General features: G+C 59.2%; 1 protein-coding gene. It reads left to right on the top strand.

Going from position 1 to position 2204, the window contains the following annotated elements; all coding sequences use genetic code 11:
* Nucleotides 1-2204: pyruvate dehydrogenase (acetyl-transferring), homodimeric type (gene aceE / locus ACOSYY_RS11590; protein ID WP_421662536.1), on the top strand; the 2204-nt coding region annotated here is incomplete at both ends.

The following is a 2204-nucleotide window of genomic DNA, read 5'->3' as shown; positions in this document are numbered from 1 at the left end:
CAATACGATTCCCGCCGACCGGGAACCACCCTATCCCGGCAACCTCGAACTCGAGCGTCGCATCCGAAGTCTCGTTCGGTGGAACGCCCTGGCGATGGTCGTTAAGGCGAATAAAGAACATTCGGGCATCGGCGGGCATATTTCGACGTACGCTTCTGCGGCCACCTTATACGAGGTGGCCTTCAACCATTTTCTACACGGCAAAGATTCCCCGCAGGGCGGCGACCTCCTCTATGTCCAAGGGCATGCCAGTCCCGGGATCTATGCGCGCGGCTATGTCGAGGGCCGGCTTTCAGAAGAGATGCTGCATCACTTCCGGGGCGAGATCACGAGCGGGGGCAAGGGATTGTCGTCCTATCCGCATCCTTGGCTGATGCCGGACTATTGGGAATTTCCGACCGTCTCGATGGGCTTGGGCCCGATCATGTCGATCTATCAGGCCCGTTTCAACCGGTACCTGCGGGATCGCGGGCTGAAAGATACCGGTCTTCAGCGCGTATGGGCCTTCGTCGGCGACGGTGAAATGGATGAGCCGGAGAGCATGGCTGCGCTGACACTCGCCGCCCGCGAGCAGCTGGATAATCTGATATGGGTCGTCAACTGCAATCTTCAGCGCCTGGACGGCCCGGTCCGCGGCAACGGCAAGATCATCCAGGAACTCGAAGCCATCTTTCGAGGCGCCGGTTGGAATGTCATCAAGGTCGTGTGGGGAAGCGATTGGGACCCGTTGTTGGCGCAGGACGGCGAGGGCCTGCTGGTGAAGAGGATGGGCGAGGTCGTCGACGGCTGGTATCAGAAATATACGGTGGAAGGCGGCGCCTTCGCTCGGAAACATTTCTTCGGCGCCGATCCCCGTTTGCTTCAAATGGTGGCCTCCTATTCCGACGAACAAATCCACAAACTGCTGCGCGGCGGTCACGATCCACGGAAAGTCTACGCCGCCTACAAGGCCGCCGTGGAGCACCGAGGCCAACCGACCGTGATTCTCGCGAAGACGGTCAAAGGGTACGGCTTGGGAGAGGCCGGGGAAGGCCGCAACATCACCCATCAGCAGAAAAAGATGAATGAGGGGGAGTTGCGCGAATTCCGCACGCGATTCAGCGTGCCCGTCTCGGATGAACAACTCGCTTCGACGCCGTTTTTCCGCCCGCCCGCCGACAGTCCGGAAGCGACCTACCTCGCCGAGCGGATCAAGACCATGGGTGGTTCCCTTCCAAAACGGCAGGTGAAGGTCGAGCCGTTGGAGATGCCGGACCTCGACCAGTTCAAGGAGTTTCTCGAAGGATCGGGAGACCGTGCCGCGTCCACGACAATGGGCTTTGCCCGCATGTTGGGCCGCCTGTTGGGCCACAAGCCGTTCGGGAAACATCTCGTCCCCATCATTCCCGATGAAGCGCGCACATTCGGTCTGGAAGCGCTCTTCCGCCAATATGGCATCTATTCGCATCTCGGTCAGCTCTATGAACCGGCGGACAAAAGTTCCTTGCTCTATTACTTCGAATCCACGAACGGTCAGATCCTTGAAGAAGGCATTACCGAAGCCGGCGCGATGTCTTCCTTCATCGCCGCCGGCACAGCGTATGCGACACATGGACTCAACACGATTCCCTTGTTCATCTATTATTCGATGTTCGGGTTCCAACGAATCGGGGACTTGATTTGGGCCGCCACGGACATGCGGGCCCGCGGTTTTTTACTGGGCGCCACGGCGGGACGTACGACGTTGGAAGGCGAAGGCTTGCAACACCAGGACGGGCACAGCCATTTGCTGGCTCATGCGTATCCGACGATCGCCGCCTATGATCCGGCCTTCATGTTCGAGCTTGCCGTGATATTGCAGGACGGGCTCCGGCGCATGTATCAGAATCAGGAAGAGCGCTTGTATTACATCACGCTCTACAACGAGCCTTACCCCATGCCGGCCATGCCGCCTGGCACAGAGAAGGGAATACTCGAAGGGATGTACCGTTTCCGTCCGGCGCCCAACGAAGCCAGGCACAAAGTCCAGTTGTTGGCGAGCGGACCGCTCGTCAACGAAGCAATCAAGGCACAAGAGGTGTTGTTGGAGCGCTACGGCGTGGCGGCGGATGTGTGGAGCGTGACGAGCTATAAGATGTTGCGGATGCGGGCGCTTGAAGCCGAGCGTTGGAACATGTGGCATCCGGACGAGCCGCCACGGAAGAGTTATCTTCAGCAGACTGCCG

It is taken from the genome of Nitrospira sp. BLG_2 (assembly GCF_049222245.1).
The sequence above is the reverse complement of the archived record's forward strand: the minus strand, read 5'-3'. Positions and strand labels throughout refer to the sequence as shown.